Genomic DNA, 22,616 nt, shown 5'->3' on the forward strand with positions numbered 1-22,616 from the left:
GCATCGAGTCTATGGCCAGCGCGAGGGACCCCCGCGCGTCACTTCACGGGCGTCGGCGAGCCGCTCGAGCAGGTCGGCGACGTCGTCTGGACTGCGCACGCGGTTGGCCGCGAGCGACCGCCCCTGGCCGACCTTCACGCCGAGATCTTCGTTCTCGAGCGCTGCGAACGCGTCTTCGTCGGTGACGTCGTCGCCGACGTAGACCACGGCACTGGCACCTGCATGCTGGCGGAGCCGGGTGAGCGCCTCGCCCTTGTCGCTCGGACGCACCGAGAACTCGAGCACGCCCTTGCCGGTGCGCACGGTGAGCTCGGGGATCTCGGACTCGACTCGCTCGCGGGCGACGCGCTGGAGCTCGGCGGCGGTCTCGGCGACGACCTTCCGGGTGTGCAGCGCGAGTCCGGCGGGCTTCCACTCCACCCATGCGCCCTCGGCACCCGAGGCGACCTCCTCGAGGATGGCGGTGAGATGCTCGAGGGCCGCGAGCTCTGCGTCGCGCAGGTCGATCGTGACCCCGCCGGCGTCGAGCTGCAGCTCCACGCCGTGGGATCCGCTGAGCAGCGCGCCCTGCGGGGGGTCGGCGACCTCGCGGAGACTCTCGAGGGCACGCCCGGAGACGATCGCGACGCGGGTGTCGTCGAGCGCCGCGAGTCGCTCGATCGCGGCGCGTGCGCGCTTCGTCGCCCGCGCGTCCTGGGGCCGGTCGACGAGCGGAGCGAGGGTGCCGTCGAAGTCGAGGGCGACGAGCAGCCGATCGGTGTCGGCGATGCGGAGGATCGCCGTTTCGAGCCCCTCGGGAACCCCGGAGGCGATGATGCCGGCGCCGGTCAGCGTCTTCAGGAACGTCGCAGACCACTTCGCCACGTCGTTCTCGCGCACGCGCTTGCGCAGGGCCCGCATGCGTCGGGCCCGCTCCTTGCGCGGCATCCGTGCGGCCTCGACCATCGCGTCCTTCAAGCCGTCGATGTCGTGCGGGTTCACGAGGATGGCCTGCCGGAGCTCGTCGGATGCCCCGGTGAACTCGCTGAGCACGAGCACGCCGTCGTCGTCGAAGCTGCACGCGACGAACTCCTTAGCGACGAGGTTCATGCCGTCGCGGAGCGCCGTCACGAGCATGACGTCGGCGGCGAGGTAGAGCGCGACCATCTCCTCCCGCGGGTAACCGTGGTGGAGGTAGGCGATCGCCTGGTGGCCGAGGGTGGAGTGGTCGCCGTTCAGGCGCCCCACCATGAGCTCGATCTCGTCGCGAAGCTGCCGGTACGTCTCCACGCGTTCGCGCGACGGGCTCGCGACCTGCACGAGGGTGACGTCTTCGACCGAGAGCCGGCCGTCGCGCAGCAGCTCGCCGAAGGCCTTCAGCCGGTGCCGGATGCCCTTCGTGTAGTCGAGCCGGTCGACGCCGAGCATGATCGTCTTCGGGTTGCCGAGGCTCTCGCGGATCTCGTGTGCGCGGGCCTGCACCTCGGGCCGCCGTGCGATCTCCTCGAACCCGGCCGCGTCGATCGAGATGGGGAACTGGCGGGCGACGACGTGCCGCACATTGCCGTCGGGGCCTGGCACGTCGATGACGCTGCCTCGGGTGGCGTACCCGAAGAGGCGGCGCACGGCGCGCGTGAAGTTGCCGGCGTCGGCGGCGCGCTGGAAGCCGATGACATCGGCGCCGAGCAGTCCGTCGATGACCTGGCGCCGCCACGGCAGTTGCGAGTAGATGCCGTATGCCGGGAACGGGATGTGGTTGAAGAACCCGATCACGAGGTCGGGGCGCTTCTCGCGCAGCATCCGGGGCACCAACTGCAGCTGGTAGTCCTGCACCCAGACGACCGCGCCGTCGGAGGCCGCACGCGCGGCGGCCTCGGCGAAGCGCCGGTTGACCCGCACGTACGCGTCCCACCATTCGCGGTGGAACGACGGCGGGGCGATGACGTCGTGGTACAGCGGCCAGAGGGTGTCGTTCGAGAAGCCCTCGTAGTAGTCCTCGAGCTCCGTTGCCGACAGCGGCACCGGGATGATGTTGATGCCGTCGTACTCGAACGGGTCGAACTCGCGGTCGGCGACGCCGGCCCAGCCGATCCAGGCGCCGTCGGCGGCGCGCATGACCGGTTCGAGCGCGGTGACGAGGCCGCCCGGCGAGCTCTTCCAACCGGTTTCGCCGTCGGGGCCCTGCTCGTAGTCGACCGGCAGGCGGTTGGAGACCACGATCATGTCGTAGGCGGCGTCGATGTAGAGATCGTCGCGTTTCGGTTCATGGGCGTTCATATCGGCGGATGTCCCTCCTCGCGCTTTCTTCAGGCTAACAGTCGCTTCGCGGGGCCGGCCCGAGACGGTCGGCGCGCGGCGATCGGCGGTGCGCGACACCGGTCAGCCGAGCGCTGCCGCCGCGAACCCGATCGAGCGCACGCCGCGGCGCCGGCCGATCACGAGGCCCGTGCCGAGCACGCCGGCGAGGCCGAACACGGCGAGTGCCCCGGCCGCCAACGCCACAGCTCCCCCGGAGGCGCCCGCGACGATGAGCTGCATGCCCTGCACGGCCCAGGTGAGCGGCAGGAACGGACTGATGGCCTGGAACGGACCGCTCAGCACCTCGATCGGGTAGAGCCCGCCCGACGCGGTGAGCTGCAGTGCGACGAGCACGAGCGAGACGAGGAGTCCCGCCCGCCCGAGCCACACGGTGAGGAAGGCGTGCAGCGCGGTGAAGACGAGGGCGAGCAGCGCCGCGAACGCGAGGGTCTGCGGCAGCAGCGTCCAGGCGACGCCCATGGCGCCGTGCAGGAGCAGCACCACCGCGACGGCCTGGGCGAGGGCGAGGAGGCCGGCGCGAGCGAGCGTGCGCCACACGAGACCGCCGGTCGAGGCGGTGCTGCGAAGGGCCTCCCGGCCGAACGGACGGAACACGAGGAAGAGCGCCATCGCGCCGAGCCAGAGCCCGATCGGCAGGAACAGCATGCCGATGACCTCGCCGGTTCCGGCGATCTCGTGATCGCGGGTGGCCTGGACCGTCACCGGTTCGGCGACGACCTCTGCGGTCGCCGCCCCGTCGATGTCGGTGAGCGCCTTCGCGCTCTCCGCCCCGGAGGCGAGCCCGCTTGCGAGGGTGTTCGCGCCGCCGGCGAGCTGCGTGGCGCCGGCCGCGGCATCCGATGCCCCGCCCTGGAGCGCGCCGAGCCCGCCCGCGAGCTCGTCGAGCCCGGAGGCGAGGCCGTTCGCGCCGTCGCGGATGCCGCCGGAGCCGGCCGCCACCTGCGCGGCGCCGCCCGAGAGCTGCGAGATGCCGGCCTGGATGCCGTCGATGCCGCCGCGGGTCTCCGCCGCGAGCTTCGTCCCTCCGGCGGCGAACTGCGACACGCCCTGCTCGACCTGGCCGACGTAGCCGAGGTATTCGGCCAGCTCGGGGAACTGTTCGAGCAGGCCCGGATTCTGCTCGACGTAGCCGTTCAACGCGTCGACGCTGTTCGTGAGTTCGCCCGATGCCCCGGCGATCATGCCGACGTACTGGTCCCAGCCGACAGACAGCCCGTCGAGCCCGGCGGCACCCTGGTCGAGGCCCGCGAGCCCGCTCGCGATGCCGTCGACGCCGTGCGTGTACTGCGTGACGCCGGCGGCGTACGCGTGCGCGCCGCTCGCGGCGTCCGTCGCCCCCGACGCCGCCCCGGCGACGCCGTTCGACAGCGTGCCGAGACCGCCCGCGAGCGAACCGACTCCGGTCGAGAGCTGGGTCGCACCGCCGGCAGCCTCGCCGAGCGCGCCGCCCATCGTCGCGAGGTTCGTGTAGAAGCCCTCGAGGTACTGTGCGGTCAGCTCACGGCCGAAGGTCGCCGACATGGCGTCGCCGACCGATTGGGCCACCGAGCCCGCGAGGTATCCGTGCGCGTCGTCGGTGCGGATGTCGAGGTTCGCCTGCTGAGGGCTCCGGCCCGAGAGCGAGGTCACCGACTCCGAGAAGTCCTCGGGGATGGTGAGCACCGCGTAGGCGTCGCCCGAGGCGAGGAGCCCGGCCGCCTCCTCGTCGTTGGAGATCTTCCATTGGAAGCCGGCCGTGTCGGGGTCGGTCAGCTCGGTCACGAGCTGGCGACCGGCGAGCACCGGCTGATCGGTGCCGTCGGGCAGTGTCATGGTGACCATCTCGTCGTTGTTGACGACGACGGCCGGGATCTGCTCGAGGTTGTCGCCGGCACCGCCGAGGGCGCCGGAGACGAGTCCGGAGACGGCGAGCGGCACGGCGATGACGGCGGCGACCAGCACGCCGTAGCGCACGCGGCGCTGGGCGGGGGTCGAGCCGAAGAGCCGGGAGAGTCGAGTGCTCATCGGTGGGCCTCCTGGAGGTGCGAGACGGGTTCGAGGGTACGGATGCCGCGTGCGGCGAGTTCGGGCGCCGACGCGGGTGACACGGCCGAGCGGCCGAGCCCGACGATGAGCGTCACCTGTGCGGGCACGAGCACGGCGAGCGCACGCCACAGTGCGCCGCTGGCCGAGCCGGGATCGTCGTCGAGGTCGATCACGAGGGCCTTGGGACGCTCGGCGAGCGCCGCGGCGACCGCCACGAGCGTGCGGGCCTCGACGCCGAGCGCGGCGAGCGGGGTGTCGGCGGTGAAGCGCGGCCCGTCGGGGCCGTGGCCCGCGGCATCCGCCGCTCGCGACGCCCACGTGCGAACGAGCGTGTTCGACGGCGAGAGCCGGTACCACGGGCGGATGGCGTCGAGCCGGCCCGCGATGAGCTCGCCGACGGTGCCGCCCGGCCCGGCAGCGGCATGGACGTCGGCGATCGCGACGCCGCGCATGACCGCACCGGCTCCCGTGGGCAGCGGCGAGCCGAGCACGGCGAGCCGGCCGTCGACCGGGTCGAGACGTCCCGCGAGGGTCGCGGCGACGACGCGCCGATCGACGGGATCGCCCTGCACGACGAGCACGCCGCCCGTCGGCACCTCGACCGAGAGCGGGCCGATCGGGCGTTCGGGCAGGCCGAACACCGCGGCGTCGGCGTTCACTGCTGCGGGGCGTGAAGCGGCCCAGGCCTGCTGGTCGAGGTGGGCGCGCAACCCCTCTCCCTCGATGTCGACGTTCGGCAGCGCCTTCGCGAGCCACTTCGGCAGCCACCAGGCCGCATTTCCGGCGAGCGCCATCGCGGCGGGCACGAGCGTCATGCGCACGAGGAACGCGTCGAAGGCGACGCCCACGGCGAGCGCGAACGCGATGCCCTTGATCACCCCGGCGCCCTCGGGCACGAAGGCGAAGAAGACGAAGAACATGATGAGTGCGGCGGCGGTGACGACGCGGGCGGCGTGCTGGAACCCGTGCACGACGGCCTTGCGCGGCTCCTTCGTCTTGACGAACTCCTCGCGCATGCCCGAGACGAGGAACACCTCGTAGTCCATGGCGAGGCCGAACAGCACGGCCATGAGCAGGATGGGCAGGAAGCTCAGGATCGGTCCGGGCTCGACGTGCAGCAGATCGGCGAACCAGCCCCACTGGAAGATCGCGACGGTGACGCCGATGGCGCCGAAGGCCGAGAGCAGGAACCCGAGGGCGGCCTTGATCGGCACGAACACCGATCGGAACACCATGAGCAGGAGCACGATCGAGAGGCCGACGACGATGAGCGCGAACGGGATGAGCGCGTCGGCGAGACGGTTCGAGATGTCGATCGCCACGGCCGTGTAGCCGGTCACCGCGATCGGCGTGCCGAGCTCGGCGCTGATCGAGGGTTCGAGCTCGCGGATGTTCTCGACGAGCACCTTGGTCTCTGGGGCATCCGGTGCGCTGTCGGGGATCACCTGGATGATCGCCGTGTCGGCCGTCTCGTTGGGCAGGCCGTCGCCGACGAAGGCGACGTCGTCGAGGTCGCCGATGCGGTCGCCGATGGCGTCGAGGTCGTCGAAGATGTCGGTGGTCTGGGTGATGTCGACGGTGACGATCAGCGGCCCGTTGTAGCCGGGGCCGAAGCCGTTCTCGATCATCTCGTACGCCTCGCGCTGGCTGGATCCCTCGGATCCCGACCCGTTCGGCAGGTTGAGGTCGAGGCTCGCGGCCGGCACCGCGGCGGCTCCGAGGAGCCCCACCACGAGGACGACGAACACGACGGGCGCCTTCAGCACCAGGTCGACCCAGCGCCGGCCCATGGTGCGCTTGCCGCCGTCGTCGGCGGCGTTGGCTCGGCGGTGCGCGCGGCTGCCGGGCTTCGGGATGAGCCGGCGCCCGAAGACGCCGAGCAGTGCGGGCAGCAGGGTGACGGCCCCCGCCACCGCGATGAACACGGCGAACGCGGCGCCCACGCCCATGACGCTGAGGAACGGGATGCCGACGACCAGCAGGCCGAGGAGCGCGATGATCACGGTCAGCCCGGCGAACACCACGGCGCCGCCGGCGGTCGCGACGGCCTCTGCGGCCGACTCCTCGGGATCCTGCCCGCGGGCCAGCTGCGTCCGGTGCCGCGACAGGATGAAGAGCGCGTAGTCGATGCCGACCGCGAGCCCGATCATGACCGCGAGCATCGGGGCCGTCGACGACACCGTGGTGAACGCCGCGACGATCGAGATGCCGCCGAACGCCGCACCGACGCCGACGAGCGCGGTGAGCAACGGCATGCCCGCCGAGAGCAGCGAGCCGAACGTGATGATGAGCACGACGGCGGCGAACAGCACGCCGAATACCTCGGTGATCGTCAGGCCGAAGCTCGTCTCCTGGAAGACGTCGCCGCCGAACGCCACGACGAGGCCTGCATCACCTGCGAGCTCGCCCGTCGCGGTCACGGCGTCGAGGGATTCCGCGGTGACGTCGGTGACCGGGCCGTCGAACTGCACCTGCACGTAGGCGGTTCGGCCGTCGCCCGAGATCTGGTCGCCGGCGTACTCGTCGAAGGGCCCGAGCACGCTCGCGACACCGTCGACCTGCTCGATCTCGGCCTCCATCGCCTCGATCGCCGCGCGGAAGGATTCGGACTCGACGGATGCCCCGTCGGGGGCCTCGACGACGGCCTTCGCCGAAGCGCCCGCCGTCTGCGGGAACACCGCGGCGAGCTGGTCGATCGCGGTCTGCGACTCGGTGCCGGGGATCGCGAAGGAATCCTGCAGCTGGCCGCCGAGGCCGAGGCCGGCGCCGAGCAGCGCGCCGAGGGCGAGCGCCCACGCGACGATGACGTACCAGGCGCGGCGGAAGGCGAAACGACCGATGCGGTGAAGGAGGAGTGCCATGTTCGGACCTATCGGGTGGGGCGGCTGTCGGCCGTCAGCAGGAGTTCGGAGAGCACGGAGATGAGGGCCTCGCGCACGTCGCCGTCGGCGACCTTCTGCTCGTCGTCGAGGAAGGTGGCACCGGCGACGAGCGTGTACGTCGCGCCGGCGAGCGCGACGCCGAAGCGCATCTGCTCGGCGAGCGGGGCGTCGTCGTCGCAGATCGAGTCGGCGAGTCCCCGGATGGCGGTGTTGGCGCGCTCGATCACCGGCAGCCCGCGCAGCGACTGGCCCTGGTTCACGAAGGTGTGCACCGCGAGCCGGTTGCCGAGCAGGAAGTCGACGAAGCTCTCGATGAAGGTCGCGCGCGCGGCCCCGGTGCGGCCGCCCGCCACGAAGTCGCCGAGCAGCGTCTCGAGCAGGTCGATGGCGGGGCCGATGGCGGCCTCGAGCAGCGCCTCCTTGGAGGCGTAGTGGTAGAGCACGCTCGACTTCGAGTAGCCGGCGTGGTCGGCGATCTGCTGCAGTGAACTCGCGGCGAAGCCGACGGTCGCGAACTGCTCGAGGGCGGCCTGGCGCAGTTCGTCGCTGGCGCGCACGCGGGACGGCATGGATGCTTCGGTGGGCATGCTTCCACGGTAATTGACCGATCGGTCAGCTTCTGCACGATCGGTCAGATTCACGGATGTCTCACAGGCCGGCGAAGCCAGAGGGTAGCGTTGCGACATGCGCAAGTACCTCTTCAGCGGAGCCGTGATCAGCGCCGTCATCAGCGGCATCGGCGTGGCGAGGGCCACGGCAGCCGGACCTCGAGATTGGCGCCTGCTGCTCATGTGGGTGTCGTGGGCGGCGAGCCTCGCAATCGCGATCGGCACGGTCGCCGAACAGACCAGGAACCCCGAACTCGGCGAATAACGAGGCCGCGCCGCTGTTGCGCGGCGTGTCATTCGCAATCCGCTGCGTGGTGCCCGAAACTGGACGAACACCCGAGACGACCTCACGAGAGGGGCCACCGATGTTCCGCCGCTGGCGCCGTGCACGGCTTGCCGCCCAGGCCTCCGCCCATGCTGCCGCCCCGACGCCGCGTCCTTCGGCGGCCGATCTCCGCGGCGAGCACATCTTCGAGCTGCTGAACGCGAGGCTGTCGGAGTTCATCGGCCCCGGTGGCGGCTGGTCGCTCGTGCGCAAGTCCGACGGTGACACCGACCGCATCTTCCACGCGATGCTCACCCACCAGATCGCGTCGGAACTCACCCGGGCCATCCTCGACGAACGCGATTCCGTCGCCGTCGTGGTGCCCGCCGGTGAAGAGACCCTCGCCCTCGGTTGGGAGCCCGCGCCCCTCATCGTCTGGGCCGACCCCGTCGAGGCAGCCGCCCCGGTCGATGAGCCCGTGGCCGAGGCATCCTCCGAGGTCGAGGCCGCCGATCTGCCCACGATCGGCGCCGCCACCGCGCTCGAGGCCCGCGCAGCCTGAGCCGCCTTCGGTGCCGACCGGTCGGCACCGACGCCGCCGCTCCAAAATCGGCCGGTGATTCTTGTACGGCCATTCGAGAATGCACTCCCCCGCTCCTCGTAGCGTGATTCCCGGGCAACCGCCCGCACGTCACGATGAGGGGAATCCGATGAGCTCCGCCCGCAGCACCAGCCCGAGCGACACCGACGCGAACACGCCGCTGCCCGCAGCGCGCCCGCGCCGCAACACCGCACGCGACCTCGCGCAGATCGCCGTCTTCGCGGCGCTCATCGCGGCGCTGGGCCTTCCGGGCGCGCTCAACATCGGCGGCGCCGCGGTGCCGATCACGTTCCAGACCCTCGGCGTGATGCTCGCGGGCGCCATCCTCGGGGCACGCAAGGGCGTGCTCTCCGTTACGCTCTTCCTCACGCTCGTCGCGGTGGGCCTCCCGTTGCTCTCGGGCGGGCGCGGGGGCCTCGGCGTCTTCGTCGGCCCGTCCGTCGGGTACCTCATCGGTTGGCTGCTCGGCGCCGCCGTCATCGGCTGGGCGACGGCTCGGCTGCTTCCGCGGTACGCGATCGCGCCCGCGCTCGGATGGACCGCGCTCGGCGGCATCGTCGCGATCTACCTGATCGGAGTGCCCGTGTTCGCCGCGATCACCGGCACGCCCCTCGGCGCCGCACTGCTCGGCTCCACGGTGTTCCTGCCGGGCGACATCCTCAAGGTCGTCGTGACCGTGCTCGTCGCGAAGGGCGTGCACCGGGCGTGGCCCGGGCTGATCGAGTCGCGGCAGTGGCCGTGGGCGCGCCGTGCCGGCCAGACCGGTTCCGGCGAGACCGAGTGAGCGACTGGTTGCGGGGACGACGCGGCGCCCTCGCCCTCGCGTTCGGCGGCAGCGCCGTGCGCTACGGCGAGCTCGCCGACGCGGTCGCCGCGGCCGCGCTGCCGGGCGGCGACGGACTCGTCGCCTGCCCGGTCGGCACCGACCCCGTTCGACTCATCGCCGTCGTGCTCGCGTGCCTCGAACGCGGCCGCCCCGTGCTCGTCGGCGGTGACGCGGCCGATGCCGCCCGCATCTCGCCCGACCTGCCGGCCGGCACCGAGCTCACGATGCTCACCTCCGGCTCGTCCGATCCGGCCGCCGCCCCTCGAGCGGTCGCCCGGACCAACGAGTCCTGGCTCGCCTCGGCGGCTCCGCTCGCCGACGTCGCCGGGCTCGTGGCGGACGACCGCGTCGCGGTGACCGGCCCGCTGCACGTCTCCATGCACCTGTACGCGGCGCTGCACGCGCTCTGGCTCGGCGCCGCGGTCGGCGACGACGTGACCCGGGCGAGCGTCGTGCACGCGACCCCCACACGCTTCACCCGGATCGTCGAGGGGCGGCAGGTGCCGCCGTCGGCGATCGTCGCGGGGGCGGCGATGAGCGATGCCCTTCGTGCGCAGGCGGCTCGGCGCGGCATCCGGGTGACCGAGTACTACGGCGCTGCAGAGCTCTCGTTCGTGGCCGCCGGGCGCGGCCCCTCGCTCTCGCCCTTCCCGGGCGTCGAGGTCGAGCTGCGCCCCGTCGCATCGGGCCGGGAGCTCTGGGCGCGCTCCCCCTACCTCGCGCTCGGCGTCATCGGCGGCGGGATGCTTCGGCGCGACGACGACGGCTTCGCCACCGTCGGCGATCTCGCCGAGCCCGTCGGCACCGACGCCTTCCGCATCGCCGGGCGCGGCGACGCCGCCATCACCACCGCCGGCGCGACGGTGCTCGCCGAGGCCGTCGAGTCGCGTCTCGTCGGGCTGCCGGGGGTGGCTGCGGCCGCCGTGATCGGCGAACCGCACGAACTGCTCGGCGAGCGGGTCGTCGCGGTCGTCGAACTCGACGGCACCGCGGATGCCTCCACTGTCGTCGCGGCCGCACGGGCGAGTCTTCCCGCGGCCGAACTGCCGCGCCGTTGGTTCGTGCAAGCCGTGCCGAGAACCGTCTCGGGCAAGCCCGCGCGCGGACTGCTCCGCGCTGCGCTCGCGTCGGGCACGCTCGGGCCGGAGCATCCTTCCGTCTCCGATCGGGGCGTGTCGTGACGGCCGCCCTCGACACCCGCTCGGCACCCGTCATCGTCGCACCGCGGCGCACCGCGATCGGCACGGCCGGGCGCGGCTTCGCCGCGCACACGGTCGACGCCCTCGCCGCCCCCGTGCTCGCCGAGGTGGCACGCACCGTCGCCGCGAGCGGGCTGGCGATCGACGACGTCGTGCTCGGCAACTGCATGGGGCCGGGCGGCGATGTCGCCCGCATCGCGGCGCTACGGGCCGGACTCGGAGCGTCGGTACCCGGCGTCACCGTCGACCGGCAGTGCGGTTCTGGTCTCGACGCCGTCATGCAGGCCGCCGCTCGTGTGAAGGCCGGCGACGGCGAACTGCTCATCGCCGGCGGAGCCGAGTCCGCCTCGACGGCCCCGCACCGCTCGTGGCCGCTCTCGGGTGAGCGGTATTCGCGAGCCCCCTTCGCACCGGCCGGGTTCTCCGACCCCGAGATGGGTCCCGCGGCAGACCGGCTCGCCGCGGTCCTCGGCATCTCCCGCGAGCGGCAGGATGGCTGGGCGGCCCGCTCGCATGCGCGCGCGGCCGCGGCGCAATCGAGCGGGGTCTTCGATGGCGAGATCGTCGACGTCGACGGCATCTCGCGAGACGATCGACCGCGCGCCTCGATGGATCTCGCCCGGCTCGCGCGGTTCGCGCCGGCGTTCCCGCTCGTCGGCGAGCCTGCCGAAGGTGACCCCACCGGCTCCCGCGGCGCGGCCGGCACGGCCGGCTCCCGCGGCGCGGCCGGCACGGTCACCGCGGGCAACTCCTGCGGCTTCTCCGACGGCGCTGCGGCGATGGCCGTGACGACGGCGCGAGTGGCGCGCGAGCTCGCGCTGCCGTCGCTCCGGGTGCTGACCACCGCGGTCGCGGGGAGCGACCCGGCACTGCCCGGTCTCGGCGCTGCGCCCGCCGCGCGCCTCGCCCTCGCCCGCGCGGGCCTCGCGCCGAGCGAGCTCGGGTTCGTCGAGATCACCGAGGCATTCGCCGCGCAGCTCCTCGCCGTGAGCGACGAGCTCGGACTCGACGAGTCGGTGATCTCGGCCGACGGCGGCGCCATCGCGCTCGGGCATCCGTGGGGCGCATCGGGCGCCGTACTGCTCGTGCGGCTCGCCGCGCGCATGTTCGCAGCCGATGACGATCGACCCGGCCTCGCCGCGTGCTCGATCGGCGGCGGCCAGGGCATCGCCATGATCGTGGAGCGCGCCTCATGACCGACATCGTGTTCGACCACGTCAGCCACGACTTCGGCGCCGAACGGGTCGTCGACGACGTCTCGCTCGTGCTCGGGGAGCATCGCATCGGCATCGTCGGTGCGAACGGTTCGGGCAAGTCGACGCTCGCCCGCATGATCAACGGCCTCGTGACGCCGACGGCCGGCCGGGTCTCGGTCGGCGGTCTCGACCTCGCCCGCCACGCGCGCGAGGTGCGCCGCACCGTCGGCTTCGTGTTCACGAACGCCGACAATCAGATCGTCATGCCCACGGTGCGCGAGGACGTCGCGTTCACCCTGCGCCGGCACAAGCTCGATCGAGCGGATGCCGCGGCGCGCGTCGATGCGGCGCTGCACCGTTTCGGGCTCGTCGAGCTGGCCGATCGGCCGGCGCATCGCCTCTCGGGCGGCCAGAAGCAGCTGCTGGCCCTCGCCTCGGTGCTCGTCGCCGAGCCGGCGGTCATCGTGGCCGACGAACCGACGACACTGCTCGACGCACGGAACGCCAGGCTCGTCGGCGAGCACTTCGCCGAATTGCCTCAGCAGCTCATCGTCGTGAGCCATCAGCTCGAACTGCTCGACGGGTTCGACCGTGTCATCGTCATGGAGGCGGGCCAGGTCGTCGCCGACGACCGGCCCGAGCCCGCGCTCGACGCCTATCGCGCGCTCATCGGAAGCCCGCGATGATCGGCGTCTTCCATCCGGGCCACTCGCTCGTGCACCGCGCACCGGCGCTTCCGAAGCTCGGTCTCCTCGCCGTGCTCGTCACCGCCATCGCCGTGCAGAGTTCACTCGTGGCGCTCTCCGTGGCCACCGGGCTCGTGGCCATCCTGTTCCTCGTCGCCTGGCTGCCGTTCGCGCTCGTCTGGCGCCAGATCGTGCCGATCCTCTGGCTGCTCGCCTTCGCGGTGCCCGTGCAGGTGCTCTTCGGCGGGTGGGAGGCCGCGGCGACGATGGCGGTGCGCCTCGTGCTCGCCGTGGCCCTCGCCGCGCTCTACACGCTGACGACGCCCGTCTCGGCGACCCTCGATGCGATGCAGACGTTGCTGCGGCCGTTCCACCGCTGGATCGACGCCGATCGCGTGGGTCTCACGCTCGCGCTCACGATCCGCTGCGTGCCGCTCCTCGCCGAGATCGTGCGCGAGGTGCTCGAGGCCAGGAAGGCCCGCGGCGCGGAGGGCTCGCTGGTCGCGCTCGCCGTGCCGGTCATCGTGCGCGCGCTGCAGACCGCCGAGCACCTCGGCGATGCGCTGACCGCCCGCGGCTTCGACGACTGAGCGAGCCGCGCCGCCGCTCGAGCCGGGATGCCGGCCGGAGTGACCGCGGCCGGGCAATGAAAAAGCCCCGAACCCGGCGAGAGGTTCGAGGCTTGATCGTGCACCCCCTCGGACTTGAACCGAGAACCCACTGATTAAGAGTCAGTTGCTCTGCCGATTGAGCTAGAGGTGCGTGTGTTCACACGTTTCGGCCCGGATTTCTGACGACCCGAACCGAGGAACCACACTATCAGGAGAACCCGCTGTTGCACCAATCGAGGGGCGATCGGCGCGTCATCCGACCGATGCGACCCGGGTCGGCCGGTTCGCCTCCCGCCATGCGGCGCCGTGCGTCGGCCAGCCTTCGGCGGCCGAGTCGCCCGCGATAGCCTGAACGACGTGACCGCCGACTCCGTCAACGACCTCGCCTCCGACCTCGGGCTCGCGCTCGAACTCGCCGAACTGGCCGACGCCGTCTCGCTCGCCCGCTTCCGGGCGGTCGACCTCGACGTGCAGACGAAGCCCGACCGCTCCCCCGTGACCGAGGCCGATCTCGCCGTCGAACGGGCCATTCGCGAGCGCATCGCCGCCGCTCGCCCTGGCGACGGCATCTACGGCGAGGAGTTCGGCGTCGAGGGCGACTCGGCACGGCAGTGGATCATCGACCCGATCGACGGCACGGCCAACTTCCTGCGCGGCGTCCCCGTGTGGGGCACCCTCATCGCGCTCGCCGTCGACGGTGAGCCGGTCGTGGGCGTGGCTTCGTCTCCGGCGATGGGGCGCCGCTGGTGGGGAGCGAAGGGCTCGGGCGCATGGACGACCGCCTCGGCCGCCGAGGCCGGCGCGAGCGAGGCCGGCGCGAGCGAGGCCGGCACCACCGGCGGCGCGGATGCCCCGGCCGGCTCCGTTACGGGTGCGAGACGACTGCAGGTCTCCGGTGTCCGATCGCTCGCCGACGCATCCCTCAGCTTCCAGAGCCTCGCCCAGTGGCGCGATGCCGGTTACCTCGACCGTCTCCTCTCCCTCTCCGAGCTCGTCTGGCGCGAGCGGGCCTATGGCGACCTGTGGTCGTACATGCTGCTCGCCGAAGGACTCATCGACATCACGGGCGAGTTCGACGTGAAGCCCTACGACCTCGCGGCGCTCATCCCGATCGTGCAGGAGGCGGGCGGCCGGTTCACCTCGATCACGGGCGAGCCGGGCCCGTGGCACGGCAGCGCGCTCGCGACGAACGGTCTCATCCACGACGAGGTGCTCGCGGCGGTCCGCGACGCATCGGCGTAGGCGCGGCCGTGGAACTCTGCATCTTCACCGAACCGCAGCAGGGCGCGAGCTACGACGACCAGCTCGCGCAGGCGCGCGCGACCGAACGCCTCGGGTTCGACGGGTGGTTCCGCTCCGACCACTACCTCGCGATGGGCGATGGCGACCCACTGCCGGGCCCCACCGACGCCTGGACCACCCTCGCCGGCCTGGCCCGCGAGACCCGAGGCATCCGGCTCGGCACCCTCGTCTCCTCGGCGACCTTCCGGCACCCGTCGGTGCTCGCGATCCAGGTCGCCCAGGTCGACGCGATGTCGGGCGGTCGGGTCGAGCTCGGCCTCGGCACCGGATGGTTCGCCGAGGAGCACGAGGCGTACGGCATCCCGTTCCCCGTTCAGCGGTTCGGCATGCTCGAGGAGCAGCTCGAGGTCGTGACGGGCCTCTGGACGACGCCGCTCGGCCGGCACTACGACTTCACCGGCGAGCACTACCGACTCGTGCAGTCGCCGGCCCTGCCGAAGCCCGTTCAGGCCCCGCTGCCGATCATCGTCGGCGGTGCCGGCCCGCGACGCACACCCGCCATCGCCGCGCGGTTCGCGAGCGAGTACAACATCGGCTTCCGCGACGAGTCGATCATCGCGGCATCCTTCGACCGGGTTCGGCGAGCGTGCGACGAGATCGGGCGCGACCCGGGCTCCCTGCGCACGAGCGTCGCACTGCCCACGGTCGTCGCGACCTCCGACGCCGACTACCTGCGCCGCCTCGACGCCATCGGCGCCGACCCCGACACGTTCGCCGAGATCAACATCGCCGGCTCACCGGCCGCGGCAGTCGACAAGCTCCTGCGCCTGCGCGAACTCGGCGCCGATCGCGTCTACCTGCAACTCGTGGACCTGCGTGACCTCGATCACCTCGAGCTGATCGCCGCCGAGGTGCTGCCGCACCTGCCGCACCTGCCGTAACGGCCGAGCGGTGCGTTCGCCGGCCCCGCTATGCTGACACCGAATCCGGGTGCGGCTGGGCGCCGGCGCATGGCGCGCGGCTCGTGAGCTTCGATCCCGAACCGAGAGGCCCCCAGTGAACTCCGCCACGCGACGCATCCTGACGCGAGCCCTCGTCTCCCTCGCCGCCGTCGCGGTGGCGATTCCGCTCTCCGGATGCAGCATCGTCCGCGACCTCGTCGGCGGGTCGGCACCGCAGCCCGAGCGAGACGAGACCACGCAGGAGATCGTCGAAGAGGGCGACGCCGACGTCTTCGCCCTCATCGTCGGCGACTGCATGTACGAGGTCACCGAAGAGCTCGTCTCCGAGGTGCCGGTCGTGCCCTGCGACCAGCCGCACGACGACGAGGTCTACTTCGACCTCACCATCGACGGTGACGAGTACCCCGGCGACGACGTCATCCAGACGCAGGCCGAAGAGGCCTGCCTTGCGGAGTTCGAGCCGTTCGTCGGACTCGCGTACGACTCGTCGACACTCGACTTCTCCACCTACCGCCCCTCGCACGAGAGCTGGGAGACCCGTGACGACCGAGTGGTCTCCTGCGTCATCTACGACCCGGCCGGTCAGGTCACCGGCACGCTGGCCGGCGCCGCGCGCTGAGCACCTGAGCGATGGATGCCGCGTGGCGGGCCTTCGGGCACGCCACGCGGCATCGTTCATGACCGCCGCGGCGCTCTACGGCTCCACGCGACGCCGGCCAGGCACAGCGCGCCGCCGATCATGCCGAAGACGGTCGGCAGCTCCCCGAGCAGGAGCCACGAGAGCACCACGACGATCGCCGGCACCGCGAGCGTCGCCGAGGCCGTCGCACCGGCAGGGCTGCGCTTGAGCACGTACGCCCAGAGCAGGAACGCGATGGCGGTGGGGAACACGCCGAGGTAGACGACTGCGAGCACCGCCGGAACCGGCGCATCCGACAGCTCGACGACGGTCTGCGGCAGGAACGGCAGCAGCACGGCCGCCCCGATGACGCAGCCGATCCAGGTGGCGCTCAGCGCATCCGCCTCGCGGAGTGCGACCTTCTGCACGAGCACTCCGGCCGCGTAGAGCACCGCGGCGAGGATGCCCAGTGCGATTCCGATCGGCTCGCTGTGCGCGCCGATCCCTCCGGTCGCGATGATCACGACCCCGGCGAACGCGATGCCGATGCCGACCATGAGCGGGCGGGGGAATCCTTCTTTCAACAGCACTCCGGCCGCGAGCGCCACGAGGAGCGGGGCGATGTTGACGAGCATCGCGACGGTGCCCGCGTCGAGATGGCGTTCGGCGAGGTTGAGCACGAACGTGTAGCCCGCGAACCAGAGCACGCCGTAGACCGCGATGAGCGCGAGCGCACGCGGACGAGGCAGCGGGGGCCGGCGCCAGATGGCGATGGCCACGAGCACCGTGGCGCCGACGAGTTGCCGGCCGAGGGCGAGGGGGCCCGGTGAGATGTCGTCGCCGATCGCCCGGATGGCGATGAACGCCGACGCCCAGAGCACCAGCACGATGGCCATCGCGGTCAGCACCTTCCACCCGATCGCGGTGGTCGGCGCCGGTGTCGGCAGTACGGGCGGTGTCGGCGGTGTCGGCGGTGTCGATCCAGGGGCGGTGCTCGCGGAAGGTCGCATTCGTTCAGCGTGGCGGCTCAATTGCGTCAGTACAAGCGAATCTTTCTTTCCATTCATTCAGTCGCACTGTACGATCGTCGCATGGTGGATCCGCATCGACTTCGCGTCTTCCGGGCGGTCGTGCAGACCGGCTCGATCAACCGAGCCGCCACGAGGCTCGGCTACACCCCGTCGGCCGTCAGCCAGCACGTGAGTGCGCTGCAGCGCGAGACCGGCCTCGCCCTCATCGAGAAACGCGGGCGCGGCATCGCGCCGACATCCGCGGGCATCGCGGTCGCCGACCGCGCCGCGCGAGTGCTCGACCAGCTCGCCGACTTCGATTCTCTGGCCGACGACCTCCGCTCGGGGCGCAGCGGCACACTGCGCATCACGTGCTTCTCCTCATCGAACCGCGCATGGATGCCCGCCATCGCCGCCACGCTCGTGCGCGAGTTCCCCGACCTCAGGCTCGAGCTCGCCCTCACCGAACTCGGCGGGCCGCACGCCGGCGAGCCCGACGTCGAGCTCTATGTCGCCGAGTCGGTACGCGGAGACCGGGATCCCTCCGTTGCCGACGGCACGGCCGACGGGTACGACATCGAGCACCTCCGAACCGAGGGGTATGTCGTCGTCGTACCTGCCGCGCACGCCCTGGCGATGCGTGGTTCGGTGTCGCTCGCAGAGCTCGCCGACGAGCCGTGGATCGACAACGACCACGCGCGCGGTCCGTGCCGCGAGATCGTCCTGTCGGCCTGCGCCGAACAGGGCTTCGCGCCGCGATTCCGCATCCAGGCCCCCGACTACACGACCGCCATCGACTACGTCGCCGCCGGGGTCGGCGTCACGGTGCTGCCGAAGCTCGGCGCACTCGGCATGCCCGACGGCGTCGTCGTGATCCCGGTCGACGACGCCGCCGCTCGACGACGCATCATGATGCGGGTGAAGCGCTCGATGCGGATGCATCCGGCGGTGCAGCGCTTGACCGAACTGCTGCGCACCGCGGCGCTCGCCTGAGCGAGGCGACGAGTGCGCCGGACGGCGCTGCTCCGACAGTGTGCGACAACGGCCGATGGTGGAGATGGGGGGAATTGAACCCCCGTCCATCGCTGTGATTCCACGCCTTCTCCGGGCGCAGCCTGTGCAAGCGTTCTGCTCGGCCCCGACCTTTGCCACAGGCGCCTAGGTCGACGAGCCCAGCCTGAATGAAGTCCCGCGTGTCGCTCAGGCGACTACACGCAGCAAGTTCCCTAGATGACGCCAGCTACCGGGGCGGGAACGGACCCGCGGGCTGACGGACTATCGGGCTCGCTTATGCAGCGAGGGCGAAGTCAGTGCGCTTTGAATTGGCACTTATGGTTTTCCAGAGATCGTTTACGAGATAACCCTGGATCCTCGGCCCGCTTCTCGTGGGTTCGCAGACGATGTCGAAACCGATCATCCCCATGTTTCGCCGTGGCTGATCGCTCAGTTGGGCGGGCCGTTATCGCACACTGTGGAGTTTTCAACCCGGGCGCCCGCCGTTGAAACGGCGACGACCCGGCCTTACAGTCTAGAACAGGCGCGGCCGCTCCGCCATTCCCGAGCGGATGTATCTGGAGGTCCATGTGCCGACCGTCATCGCCGTGCGCGGCATCGCCGAAGAGCGCATCGCACCCGAGCTCGGCGCCGTGTCGCTGACCGTGAGCGCGTCGGGGGCCGAACGCGACTCGACCTTCGCGCGCACCTCGCTCGCCCACGAACAGCTGCTCGCCGAGGTACGCGAGCTCGAGTCATCCGGCGCCCTCGACAGCTGGTCGGCCGGGCAGGTGCGGGTCTCGTCGCACCGCCCTTGGAACAACGAGGGCAGGCAGCTGCCCGTCGTGCACCAGGCGAGCGCCGACGTCGAGGTGGTCTTCACCGACCTCGAGCGGCTCGCCGAATGGGTCGGCGCGGTCTCGCTCGGCGAATCGATCGGCGTCGGCGGCATCGACTGGCGACTGACGGATGCCACGCGGCGGCGCACGCAGGAGGCCGCGCAGCGCGGCGCCGTCGCCGACGCGGTCGCGAAGGCCGCCGTCTACGCGTCAGCGCTCGGGCTCGGGGCTCCAACCCCGGCCGAGCTCGCCGACACCGGCCTGCTCACGGCCCACCCGGTGCCGCAGGGCGGCGGCGAGCGGCTGTACGCGATGCGCGTGTCGGCAGACTCGACCGGCAGCGGCGGCCCATCGCTCGTTCCGGCGCCGCTCGTGATCGAGGCAGCGGTCGAGGCGAGGTTCACCGCCGACCCCGCCTGATCAGCTCGGGTCGATGAGCAACGTCTCGAGCGCGGCGAGTTCGCCGAGCCCGAGCCCGGCGGCGAGCAGGTACTCGCGCGCCGAACCGTGATCGCGTTCGACGATCTCGATGACGTATTCGACGGCTTCACGGGGACTGCCGCCCATGAGCGTGCGCAGCGCCGGAGTGTCGGGCACGCCGTAGCGCTCGACGAGCGCCACCATCTCGTCGAGCCACTCCCCCGCGAGATTCGCCTCGGTCGACTCGTAGTCGACGATGACGGATTCCCGATCGACCCCGACGGCGAGAAGCGCGAGGGCCACCACGACCCCGGTGCGATCTTTGCCGGCCGTGCAGTGCACGACGACGGCGCGATCACCGGCGCTGGAGATCTCGCGCAGGGCCGCGACCACGACCGACGCGTGCTGGGTGACGATGCGCTCGTAGAGCGCTTCGAGCGAGATGCCCGCCGCGCCCTGCGACGCCCCCGAGCCCTCGAAGACGGGCAGCCGCAGCACTTCGACGTCGAGATCGCCCAGGTCGTCGGGCATCACCTGCGCCTCGTTCTCGTCGCGCAGGTCGATGACGACGCCGACGCCGAGTTCGCGGAGCTTCGCCCGGCCCGGCTCGCCCAGCCGGCTCAGGCCGTCGGAGCGGTAGAGCACTCCGTCGCGCACCGTGCCGGTCAGGGCCGGCAGCCCGCCGACATCGCGGAAATTGTACGTGCCTGGCACCGGAATGCGAGTCGAGGTCTCCATCGTGCCGAGCCTACTCCCGCCCGCCGACGCGCCCGGGAACCGCTCAGTCGCCGAGGTTTCGCCGACTCGCGATGGCGCGGTCGGCCTCGCGCTTGTCTTGACGCGCGCGCAGCGTCTGTCGCTTGTCGTACTCGCGCTTGCCCTTCGCGACTGCGATCTCGACCTTCGCGCGCCCGTCGCGGAAGTAGATCTGCAGCGGCACGAGGGTGTAGCCGCCCTGGCTCGTGCGGTGGCTGATCTTCACGATCTCGTGCTTGTGCAGGAGGAGCTTGCGCTTGCGTCGCGGCGCGTGGTTGTTCCAGGTGCCCTCGGTGTACTCGGGGATGTGCACGGCATCGAGCCACATCTCGCCGCCCTCGATGAACGCATAGCCGTCGACGAGCGACGCCCGACCCTCGCGGAGCGACTTCACCTCGGTGCCGGTGAGCACGATGCCGGCCTCGTAGGTGTCCTCGATCGTGTAGTCGTGGCGCGCCTTGCGGTTGGTCGCCACGACCTTCTGACCGGTCTCCCTGGGCACGAGCGGCTCCTTGCTTCGATTGCGAACGCCCCGGGGCATCCGGAGCAGCCGTTCAGTCTAGCCGCTGCCGGTCGGGCGTGTCGAAACCCGGTCGAGACCCGGTCGATCAGACCGCAAGCCGCCGATCAGACCTTGAGGTATCTCGTGATCGCGATGCCAGCCGACACCGCCGCGAGCAGCACCCCGACGATGATGAGCAACGGCACGACGATGAGCGCGTCGGTGAGATCGACGAACGTGAACGAGAGGTTCTCGGCGAGGTAGCCCTGCACGAAGAAGTACACGATCGCCACCACCGCGCCGCCGGCGAGAAGCGAACCGATGAGACCCGCGAAGACGCCCTCGAGCACGAATGGCGTCTGGATGAACCGGTTCGAGGCGCCGACGAGCCGCATGATGCCGAGTTCTCGCCGACGCGAGAACGCCGAGAGGCGGATGGTGGTGGCTATCAGCAGCGCCGCAGCGACGAGCATGATCGCCGCGATGGCGATCGCCGTATAGCTCGCCGCGTTCAAGACGTCGAAGATCTGGTCGAGGTAACGCCGTTGGTCGACCACGCCCTCGACGCCGGCCATGCCCGCGAAGCTCTCGACGAGCACCGCCGCCTGCGACGGATCGACGAGATTCACCCAGAACGTCTCGTTCAGCACCTCGGGCGTCACGTAGTCGGCCGCCGGGGTGCCCTCGAACTGCTCCTGGAAGTTCTCGAAGGCCTGCTCGTGGTCTTCGAAGTAGAACTCGTCGATGTACTTCGCGAGCGTCTCGGAGCCGAGCTGCTCCTCGATCGCGCCCTTCTGCTCCTCGGTCGCCTCACCGTCGGTGCAGCCCGCGGTGGTCGACACACCCGTGCAGAGGTACACCGCGACCTGGGCCCGGTCGTACCAGTAGTTCTTCATCTGGCCGATCTGCAGCTGCAGCAGGGCCGCGGTGCCGACGAAGGTCAGCGAGATGAACGTCACGAGCACGACGGAGACCACCATCGAGGCGTTCCGGCGAAGGCCGTTCGCCGCCTCGGAGAGCACGAGACCGATCCTCATTTCGTCGGCCCCACTTCCTGGTCGTCGTCGCCTTCCCGAGGGCCTCCCGGGGCGCGCAGGCCCAGCCGTTCGGCGAGGGTCAGGTGCTCGGATGCCCCGGCGCCGCCCTTCTCGTGGGCCCGCAGCCGCTCGGGCTCGACCTGGATCGTGCCGGTGGCCGCCGCGGTGATCTCGGCGGCGGCGTCGGTCACGGCATCGGTCGCCTCGGGCTCGATGTACAGCGGCTCGGCGTCGCGCATGACCTCGGGGGTCACCTTCGGCGCGGCCGCGGTGACGGGCTGGCCGGGCTCCTGCTCGGGAACGTACTCGACGTCTCGCACCGTCTGCCCGTCGTAGCCGGCGCTGCGCTCGTCGCGCACGATGTCACCGGCTGAGAGCTCGATGACCCGTCGGCGCATCTGGTCGACGATGCCCGCCTCGTGGGTCGCCATGACGATCGTGGTGCCGCTTGCGTTGATGCGCTCGAGCAGGGTCATGATGCCGGCGCTCGTCACGGGGTCGAGGTTGCCGGTCGGCTCGTCGGCGAGCAGGATCTGCGGCTTGTTCACGATCGCGCGAGCGATCGCGACACGCTGCTGCTCGCCGCCCGAGAGCTCGTGGGGCATCCGCTTGCCCTTGCCGTCGAGCCCCACGAGCTTGAGCGTCTCGGGCACCGCCGACTGCACGTAGCCGCGAGACTTGCCGATGACCCGCAGCGTGAAGGCGACGTTCTCGTACACCGACTTGTTCGGCAGCAGCCGGAAGTCCTGGAAGACCACACCGAGGTCGCGCCGGAAGTAGGGCACCTTGCGGCTCGAGATCGAGCCGAGATCTTGGCCGAGCACGTGGATGGACCCCTTCGACGGCTTCTCCTCTTTGAGCATGAGCCGGAGGAAGCTCGACTTGCCCGAGCCGGAGGCCCCGACGAGGAAGACGAACTCCCCGCGCAGGATCTCCACCCCGATGTCGTTGAGGGCCGGTCTCGCCTGGCCGGGGTAGGTCTTGGTGACGGAGTCGAAGCGGATCATCGCATTCGAGCCTAGGCAGGGTCGACGCGAAT

21 protein-coding genes, 1 tRNA gene and 1 other RNA gene are annotated in these 22,616 nt (G+C 71.2%); 12 read left to right on the forward strand and 11 right to left on the reverse strand.

The window, feature by feature from the left end; translation table 11 throughout:
- Positions 1-9 precede the first annotated feature (9 nt).
- From DCE93_RS09285 to DCE93_RS09300, 4 genes are all read right to left on the reverse strand, one after another.
- Entirely contained in the window at positions 10-2,256 is a 2,247-nt protein-coding gene (locus tag DCE93_RS09285) for a bifunctional alpha,alpha-trehalose-phosphate synthase (UDP-forming)/trehalose-phosphatase (protein WP_108595637.1), read from the reverse strand.
- Positions 2,257-2,358: 102 nt separating this feature from the next.
- A complete protein-coding gene (locus tag DCE93_RS09290) occupies positions 2,359-4,302 on the reverse strand; it encodes a YhgE/Pip family protein (protein WP_108595638.1) in 1,944 nt (647 codons plus the stop codon).
- A complete protein-coding gene (locus DCE93_RS09295) occupies positions 4,299-7,184 on the reverse strand; it encodes an MMPL family transporter (RefSeq protein ID WP_108595639.1) in 2,886 nt (961 codons plus the stop codon). Before DCE93_RS09295 ends, DCE93_RS09290 begins: the two co-directional genes overlap by 4 nt.
- Positions 7,185-7,192: 8 nt before the next feature.
- Positions 7,193-7,792, reverse strand: a complete 600-nt coding sequence (locus DCE93_RS09300; RefSeq protein ID WP_235825229.1) for a TetR/AcrR family transcriptional regulator — start codon at positions 7,790-7,792, stop codon at positions 7,193-7,195.
- Between the two features lie 97 nt (positions 7,793-7,889).
- Here DCE93_RS09300 and DCE93_RS09305 point away from each other — a divergent pair, with 97 nt between their 5' ends.
- From DCE93_RS09305 to DCE93_RS09335, 7 genes are all read left to right on the forward strand, one after another.
- Entirely contained in the window at positions 7,890-8,078 is a 189-nt protein-coding gene (locus DCE93_RS09305; protein WP_108595640.1) for a hypothetical protein, read from the forward strand.
- Between the two features lie 100 nt (positions 8,079-8,178).
- Positions 8,179-8,640, forward strand: coding sequence for a hypothetical protein (locus tag DCE93_RS09310; protein ID WP_108595641.1), 462 nt, complete (start codon positions 8,179-8,181; stop codon positions 8,638-8,640).
- A gap of 148 nt (positions 8,641-8,788) precedes the next feature.
- Positions 8,789-9,463: a biotin transporter BioY gene (locus DCE93_RS09315; protein WP_108595642.1), complete on the forward strand. Its 675-nt coding sequence runs from the start codon at positions 8,789-8,791 to the stop codon at positions 9,461-9,463.
- The gene (locus DCE93_RS09320) at positions 9,460-10,686 is read left to right on the forward strand and encodes an AMP-binding enzyme (protein WP_146184971.1); all 1,227 of its coding nucleotides are present in this window, start codon (positions 9,460-9,462) and stop codon (positions 10,684-10,686) included. Before DCE93_RS09315 ends, DCE93_RS09320 begins: the two co-directional genes overlap by 4 nt.
- Complete coding sequence (locus DCE93_RS09325) at positions 10,683-11,900, forward strand: thiolase family protein (RefSeq protein ID WP_108595644.1); 1,218 nt, start codon at positions 10,683-10,685, stop codon at positions 11,898-11,900. Before DCE93_RS09320 ends, DCE93_RS09325 begins: the two co-directional genes overlap by 4 nt.
- Complete coding sequence (locus tag DCE93_RS09330) at positions 11,897-12,586, forward strand: energy-coupling factor ABC transporter ATP-binding protein (protein WP_108595645.1); 690 nt, start codon at positions 11,897-11,899, stop codon at positions 12,584-12,586. The genes DCE93_RS09325 and DCE93_RS09330 overlap by 4 nt, the downstream gene beginning before the upstream one ends.
- Positions 12,583-13,176, forward strand: coding sequence for an energy-coupling factor transporter transmembrane component T family protein (locus DCE93_RS09335; RefSeq protein ID WP_108595646.1), 594 nt, complete (start codon positions 12,583-12,585; stop codon positions 13,174-13,176). Before DCE93_RS09330 ends, DCE93_RS09335 begins: the two co-directional genes overlap by 4 nt.
- A 99-nt stretch (positions 13,177-13,275) precedes the next feature.
- Here the strand turns inward: DCE93_RS09335 and DCE93_RS09340 are convergent.
- Positions 13,276-13,348: transfer RNA gene (locus DCE93_RS09340), tRNA-Lys, on the reverse strand.
- Between the two features lie 197 nt (positions 13,349-13,545).
- On the opposite strand from DCE93_RS09340, the gene DCE93_RS09345 reads away from it, so the two are divergent.
- From DCE93_RS09345 to DCE93_RS09355, 3 genes are all read left to right on the forward strand, one after another.
- Complete coding sequence (locus DCE93_RS09345) at positions 13,546-14,439, forward strand: inositol monophosphatase family protein (protein ID WP_420836976.1); 894 nt, start codon at positions 13,546-13,548, stop codon at positions 14,437-14,439.
- 8 nt (positions 14,440-14,447) lie between these two features.
- Complete coding sequence (locus DCE93_RS09350; RefSeq protein WP_108595648.1) at positions 14,448-15,380, forward strand: LLM class F420-dependent oxidoreductase; 933 nt, start codon at positions 14,448-14,450, stop codon at positions 15,378-15,380.
- 115 nt (positions 15,381-15,495) lie between these two features.
- A complete protein-coding gene (locus DCE93_RS09355) occupies positions 15,496-16,020 on the forward strand; it encodes a septum formation family protein (protein WP_108595649.1) in 525 nt (174 codons plus the stop codon).
- Positions 16,021-16,076: 56 nt separating this feature from the next.
- Here DCE93_RS09355 and DCE93_RS09360 read toward each other — a convergent pair whose 3' ends face one another.
- A complete protein-coding gene (locus DCE93_RS09360) occupies positions 16,077-16,916 on the reverse strand; it encodes a DMT family transporter (protein ID WP_244284134.1) in 840 nt (279 codons plus the stop codon).
- A 195-nt stretch (positions 16,917-17,111) separates the two neighbouring features.
- On the opposite strand from DCE93_RS09360, the gene DCE93_RS09365 reads away from it, so the two are divergent.
- On the forward strand, positions 17,112-18,023 hold the full coding sequence (locus tag DCE93_RS09365; protein WP_108595651.1) for a LysR family transcriptional regulator: 912 nt from the start codon (positions 17,112-17,114) through the stop codon (positions 18,021-18,023).
- A gap of 56 nt (positions 18,024-18,079) precedes the next feature.
- On the opposite strand, the gene ssrA is transcribed toward DCE93_RS09365, so the two are convergent.
- Positions 18,080-18,451, reverse strand: a transfer-messenger RNA (tmRNA) gene (gene ssrA, locus DCE93_RS09370).
- Positions 18,452-18,613: 162 nt separating this feature from the next.
- Between ssrA and DCE93_RS09375 the strand changes: the two genes are divergently transcribed.
- Positions 18,614-19,282: an SIMPL domain-containing protein gene (locus tag DCE93_RS09375; RefSeq protein ID WP_168186194.1), complete on the forward strand. Its 669-nt coding sequence runs from the start codon at positions 18,614-18,616 to the stop codon at positions 19,280-19,282.
- On the opposite strand, the gene DCE93_RS09380 is transcribed toward DCE93_RS09375, so the two are convergent.
- The 4 genes from DCE93_RS09380 to ftsE form a co-directional block, all read right to left on the reverse strand.
- A complete protein-coding gene (locus DCE93_RS09380; RefSeq protein ID WP_108595653.1) occupies positions 19,283-20,020 on the reverse strand; it encodes a tyrosine-protein phosphatase in 738 nt (245 codons plus the stop codon). It lies immediately after the preceding gene.
- Between the two features lie 43 nt (positions 20,021-20,063).
- On the reverse strand, positions 20,064-20,540 hold the full coding sequence (gene smpB, locus DCE93_RS09385; RefSeq protein ID WP_108595654.1) for an SsrA-binding protein SmpB: 477 nt from the start codon (positions 20,538-20,540) through the stop codon (positions 20,064-20,066).
- A gap of 125 nt (positions 20,541-20,665) precedes the next feature.
- Complete coding sequence (gene ftsX / locus DCE93_RS09390; protein WP_108595655.1) at positions 20,666-21,577, reverse strand: permease-like cell division protein FtsX; 912 nt, start codon at positions 21,575-21,577, stop codon at positions 20,666-20,668.
- Complete coding sequence (gene ftsE / locus DCE93_RS09395) at positions 21,574-22,584, reverse strand: cell division ATP-binding protein FtsE (protein ID WP_244284135.1); 1,011 nt, start codon at positions 22,582-22,584, stop codon at positions 21,574-21,576. Before ftsE ends, ftsX begins: the two co-directional genes overlap by 4 nt.
- Positions 22,585-22,616: the final 32 nt, after the last annotated feature.

It is taken from the genome of Agromyces badenianii (assembly GCF_003070885.1).
GTDB classification, from domain to species: Bacteria; Actinomycetota; Actinomycetes; order Actinomycetales; family Microbacteriaceae; genus Agromyces; species Agromyces badenianii.